A 5384-nucleotide genomic window follows, 5' to 3' on the forward strand; every position below is an offset into this window, starting at 1 on the left:
TTTCCCGGCAGCTCGACTTCGAAAGCGAATCCGCCGCGCCGGGTGTCGAAGGCGAGTTTGAGCGGGCCACGGATAGTGGGGACGGTAAGCTTGGCCCACGCGAGTCCGCCGGTTTGTGGCTTGAGGGCGATTTTTCCGTAGCCTGGCTCCAAAGGCTCCAGGCCAAAAAGACCACGGGGAATCAGATTGGCGGGTGCAGCTCCCCAGGCGTGGCTGAAGGTGAGGTTCGGCTTGTATTTCGCGTCCCACGCCTCCGCCGTCATGGTTGCCCCCATTTCCAGCATGTGCCGCCACGAGCGATCTCCGGGCGCGAGCATCAGCTTTATCGCCGCTTCCGCCTCTCCCTCTGCAAAGAGCGCCTCCAGAAGATACTGCGCCGCGTAGACACTACACGCCATCCCCTTGCTCTTGACCAAGGCGAGCACGGTGGGCACAGTGGCATCAGGAACCAGACCGAAGGCCAGCGGGAAGAGATTGGCATGGAGCGAGGCGTGCGTGCTGCCCTCACCATCTCTAAAAACACCCTGAGTGGGGTCTAGGAATACCGTGAGGTAGGCTTTGCGCACACGCTCCGCCTCTTGTTCGTAGTCCGTGCCTGGTTTTCCAAGTGCCTTTGCCAGACGAGCCATCCCCATCAGGGCGTGCCAGTAGAAAGCATTAGCGACACTATTGACCATCGGCCCGGCCATCTGGCGATTGTCGGTTGCCTGCACACCGCCCCCGAAGCCATCGCGCTCCGCTTGTGGCCAGTCCACAATAGCGCCCGCGACCAGCAGACCATCGGGGCGAGCTTTTGGGCGTAGCAGCTTGCGCTCCAGGCGCTCCCAGAGGCGGTTGGCGAACGCGGTGTCACCCGTGAACTCCCAGTCGGCCTCGGCCATGAGAATTAAGTGGTGCGCCCACTCGGTCGGCCAGGTGCTATAGGTGAGCAGATACTCCAGGGTCCAGCGGTAAAGAGCCCAGTCCCGCTCCATATGGCAGTGCCCAAGCTGTGCGATATAGGCATCGGCCTCATAGGGAGTCCGCTCGCGCTCGCCGTCAATCGAGACGCCTAAAAAACTGGTAGCCTTAAAAGTATGTTGACAGAGCTTCCAAACAGCTTCGAGTGTCGGATCGGAACAGGAAAATGCGGCGGCTTTATCGTCGAAGGTGCTATGCAGGGCATGCAGCCGAACGTGCTCCTTCTTCAGCTCTCCCGGCCAGCCCTCGACCTCAATCGCCCGGAACGGCAGGACTTCATCGTAGCCGGGCGGGATCAAGACCGCACCGCGCCGGGCTCCTGAGGAAAAGGGAGACTTGGGGGTCGGCACCAAAACACGCTCCCGCGCGGAGAGCAGTGTCTCCGTGGTGCGGTAGCAGACACTACCAGGCGGCTTGCGGTCAATACTGTTTTTCGTGGCTAGCTTCTCGCCAAAGTGCACGATCACTCGCGCTGCAGCCGGGCCTCGCAAGTAGAGTGTCCCAAACCACGCCCGGCCAAAGTCCACAAAATAGGTGCCGTCACCACGCTTGATGATTCGCTCGGGTTCGATCTCGGTCAGTTCCAAAGGGTTGCGGTTCTCCCAGCTATCGTTCTTGGGCTGAGGAAACGGAGTCAGCCAAACGCGCCCAGTGGCAAATCCCTGCGGCTTGCTCCACGCACTGCCCCGGCTACTTCCCACACGCCAGACACGCACTTTCCAGGTGAACTTCTGGTTGGAGAAGAGCCCACTGCCCCCGTAGCGCACACCAATGGACTGCGCCGAGGCCACCCGCCCGCTGTCCCAGAGCACCTGCCCACTCTCGGCGAGCACTTGGAGCTGGTAGGCACTCTGGGTGCCATCTTCGAGGCACCACGAAAACACGGGCTTGGGATCGGTGAGCGTCGTGCGCTCCGGATAGGCGAGGTAGGACACGGTGAGGCCAAAAGGCGTGCTGGACATAATGCGTATTGTACCCTCCGCCCCCCGCTTCGCTTCTCCCTCCTCCCAACCCTGGGAAGAAGGGCAAGGAGGGGAGTACCCATCCATCACCGGGTTAGCCCAGCACGGGCTTTGCGGCGCGAAGCGCCACCCAGACGCCTCATTCATGGGGCGGACACGGGGCGGCAAGCGGTATAATTTCCGCATGGCCCGATTCCTTCACCGCGTCCGTTTGGAGAACTACAAAAGCATCGCCCACTGCGACGTGGAACTCAAAGATCTCACCTTCCTCGTCGGCCCCAACGGAGCAGGGAAAAGTAACTTTTTAAGTTCATTGTATTTTTTATTCTTGTTCCCTGATCTAAATCCAAATTCAACAATTGAATGGGAATCCATAGCTAAGAGACACTCTGAACGAACAGAAATTTTCTTCATGACAGAATATGGTGATATTTCAACTACAAAAAACACAATTGACAACGTACAGAATTCATATTCAAATTTAGAAACTGAGGCATTACTAAAATTTCGCATAATAAATTTTTCACTCAAAACTGACGAATTTAAAGAACCAAAACCATCCAAAAAATTTAGGTTCTTAAAGACAAACGGGGGGAATATTGTCAATATACTTTATGCAATGCAAAATGAGAATAAAACAAACTTTAACAAAGTCAAATCATATTTAAAAAACATAGCTCCATGTATCCATGACTTATCTATTATCCAAGCAGGAGGTTATGATATTCTTCAATTTCATGAAATAGATAACGATGTACCATTCAATGGATCACAAGTTTCCGATGGAACACTTCACGCACTCGGGGTATTGACGGCTCTATTTCATGCCAAATCAGCAAATGCTTCACTGATTACTATCGAAGAGCCCGAGGCGGGGTTGCATCCGGCGGCGGCGCGGGTTTTAAGGGAAGCATTGATGGAGGCGAGCGAGGAGGTGCAAATTATTGTGACGAGCCATAGCCCGGACTTGCTCGATAGCCCCGATATTGACCCGGACAGCATTCTGGCGGTGGTGCGCGAAAATGGGGAGACGAAGATTGGGCCAATTGATGCGGCGTCGCGCAAGAACTTGAGTGAGCATCTGTTTACGGCGGGTGAGCTGCTCCGTATGAATCAGCTGGAACCGGCGGCGTGAGGCTCTCGGTGATTGTGGAGGGACACGGCGAGGAAGCGGCAGTCCGGTTTCTGGTGCAGCGGGTTGCGACGGAGCTTTTGGGGCTAAATCTCTGGACACTTCCCCACACGATGCGTGTCAATCGGGGGACGATGGTGAAGCGCCCGGAGGAGCTAGGGAGGTATCTCCAGCTGCGGTTTTAGGACCTGAGCTTCTCAAGACGGTTCAAGCACTGCGCCCCGACCTGAAAATCTCGGTGGTGCTGGCGAATCGGGAGTATGAAGGCTGGTTTCTGGCGGCAAGTGAGTCGCTGGGGATGCCCCCATGCGAAAACCCTGAGGCCATTCGGGAGGCCAAGGGCTGGATCAAGCGAGAGAGAGGCACCTATAGCCCCACGGTAGATCAGGCGAGCCTGACAACAAAGTTTGACCTGACGGTGGCAAGAGAGCGTGCAGACTCGTTTGATAAATTCTGTCGGGAAGTGCAAACACTGCTTCAATTTCACCGACAGAATGCGATAGAATAACGACACGAAGCAAAGGAGGATTTGAGATGGCAAACTCGGATTTTGATGCCTTGATCTCTCTTGTGAACCGCTGGGAGACGCACTGGGGCGATGTAAACGCGGCATTGGGGACAGCTCCCGTGATTTTACCGCAGGGATTTTCACAGATGAGCCTTGCAGAAGAGCAAACAGAGTTTATTTCCGCAGGGCAGGCGATCCTAACTGCCGATAATGAGGCGCAGGGAGCTGCAACAGCACGGGATGCGGCGAAGAAGGCGCTTCGAACACGAATCACCCAGCTTCGCGCTGCTGTGCAAGGGCTTCTGCCGGGGAGCCGCTATGTGGGGATGCTTCCTCTTCTTCCGGCTTCCAATGCGGGGGAAGGGGCGTTTCTGACAGCACTGGACGATGTCGCGCAGCTCTGGGGGCTCGTCAATGCAGACAGTGGGCTGGGAAGCGTGGTTCCTCTCACTCTGCCCACCGGCTATACCCAAGCGCAGCTTGTGGCGGAGATTGCCACGCTACGCGGCCAATACCAGAGCGCCACGCAGAGCCGGGAGCACGCACGGACACTCCGCGCCAACCGAGCCGTATGGCGCAAAGCCTTACTGAGTCGGCTCACCCAGTACCGCAAGGTGCTCGTGGCGCGGCTCCCCGCAGGCCATCCCCTGCTTGGCACCATGCCTGTCGGATAGAGGCAGGAATCTTCAGAGTTCATCTTGAATCAAGTCCTATGACAAATCTAGCCTTTATCGGGTGTGCTCATATTCACACGCCCGGCTTCATCCACAATATCAACCGCCGCACCGACAGTGTTCGCGTGAAGTCTGTCTGGGATCATGACCTCGAGCGTGCAGGCAGATGCGCCGCTGAGCTGCCGGGTGCCGTGGTCGAGGCCAGCCTGGAGACGATTCTAGCCGACTCTGAGATTTTGGCGGTGATTGTCTGCACTGAGACGGACCGGCACAAAGATGTCGTGCCCAAGGTGGCGGCGGCGGGCAAGCATGTCTTTGTGGAGAAGCCGCTGGGCTTTGCGGGAGCCGATGCAAAACTTATGGCAGAGGCGATTGAGAGCGCGGGTCTGCTGTTCTCCACGGGCTATTTCTCGCGGGGAGATGCCAAGCTGCGCTTTGTCAAAGAGCAGATTGAGAAGGGAAGCTTTGGCAAGATCACCCGCGCCCGGATGAGCAACTGCCATAGCGGTGCACTGGGCGGCTGGTTCGATGGTGAGTGGCGCTGGATGGCCGATCCGAGCATTGCCGGGTGCGGTGGCTTTGGGGATCTGGGCACCCACGTCCTGGATATTCTCCTCTGGCTCTTTGGCCCCGTGGCACAGGCAACGGGGCAGCTCGATACGGGCACGGCACGCTACGAAGGCTGCGACGAGACCGGTGAGGGCATGCTGCGCTTTGAAAATGGCGTCATCGCGACCCTGGCCGCCGCCTGGGATGATATTGCGGATCCCGTGCGCCTGCTGGTCTCCGGCACCGAGGGCCACGCGGCGATTATTCAGGACAAACTCTATTTTCAGAGTAAGCACGTGCCCACCATGGACGGCAGCCAGCCCATGCGTACTGCGGAGCTCCCCGGCCCGATTCCCGCCGGGCTAGACGCGTTTCTGGATCGGGTATGCGGCAAAAGCGACGATGCCCCCTTGGTGGGGGCATCTGAGGCGGCGTACCGCAACCAGGTGATGGAAGCGATCTACCAGGGAGCGAAAGAGAGCCGCTGGATTCGCTTGTAGCCGCCCAATAAAATTGGGCGTCTGCAATGGCGTTCCGCCGCAAAGCCTGTTCCAGGCTGGGGAAACTAAGTTCGGTAGCCCGGCACGGGCTTTGCGGCT

Annotated in this window: 6 protein-coding genes; 5 read left to right on the forward strand and 1 reads right to left on the reverse strand. The window is 57.5% G+C overall.

The window, feature by feature from the left end; genetic code table 11:
- The coding region (locus ACH2EH_RS07365; protein WP_395140360.1) for an alpha-L-rhamnosidase C-terminal domain-containing protein at positions 1–1922 on the reverse strand (1922 nt) is incomplete at its 3' end.
- 1 nt (position 1923) lies between these two features.
- Between ACH2EH_RS07365 and ACH2EH_RS07370 the strand changes: the two genes are divergently transcribed.
- From ACH2EH_RS07370 to ACH2EH_RS07390, 5 genes are read left to right on the forward strand one after another with little or no spacing between them, the layout of a single operon-like run.
- The gene (locus tag ACH2EH_RS07370; RefSeq protein ID WP_395140362.1) at positions 1924–3057 is read left to right on the forward strand and encodes an AAA family ATPase; all 1134 of its coding nucleotides are present in this window, start codon (positions 1924–1926) and stop codon (positions 3055–3057) included.
- The gene (locus ACH2EH_RS07375) at positions 3054–3239 is read left to right on the forward strand and encodes a hypothetical protein (protein ID WP_395140363.1); all 186 of its coding nucleotides are present in this window, start codon (positions 3054–3056) and stop codon (positions 3237–3239) included. The genes ACH2EH_RS07370 and ACH2EH_RS07375 overlap by 4 nt, the downstream gene beginning before the upstream one ends.
- A 56-nt stretch (positions 3240–3295) precedes the next feature.
- Positions 3296–3562: a hypothetical protein gene (locus tag ACH2EH_RS07380; RefSeq protein WP_395140365.1), complete on the forward strand. Its 267-nt coding sequence runs from the start codon at positions 3296–3298 to the stop codon at positions 3560–3562.
- Positions 3563–3588: 26 nt separating this feature from the next.
- Complete coding sequence (locus ACH2EH_RS07385; RefSeq protein ID WP_395140367.1) at positions 3589–4236, forward strand: hypothetical protein; 648 nt, start codon at positions 3589–3591, stop codon at positions 4234–4236.
- Between the two features lie 38 nt (positions 4237–4274).
- Positions 4275–5285, forward strand: a complete 1011-nt coding sequence (locus tag ACH2EH_RS07390) for a Gfo/Idh/MocA family protein (RefSeq protein WP_395140369.1) — start codon at positions 4275–4277, stop codon at positions 5283–5285.
- Positions 5286–5384 lie beyond the last annotated feature (99 nt).

The organism is Armatimonas sp. (assembly GCF_043760365.1).
GTDB lineage: Bacteria > Armatimonadota > Armatimonadia > Armatimonadales > Armatimonadaceae > Armatimonas.

Coding starts and splice junctions, on each gene's coding strand:
- ACH2EH_RS07370 (WP_395140362.1), top strand. CDS start 1,924: ATGCGTATTGTACCCTCCGCCCCCCGCTTCGCTTCTCCCTCCTCCCAA.
- ACH2EH_RS07385 (WP_395140367.1), top strand. CDS start 3,589: ATGGCAAACTCGGATTTTGATGCCTTGATCTCTCTTGTGAACCGCTGG.
- ACH2EH_RS07390 (WP_395140369.1), top strand. CDS start 4,275: ATGACAAATCTAGCCTTTATCGGGTGTGCTCATATTCACACGCCCGGC.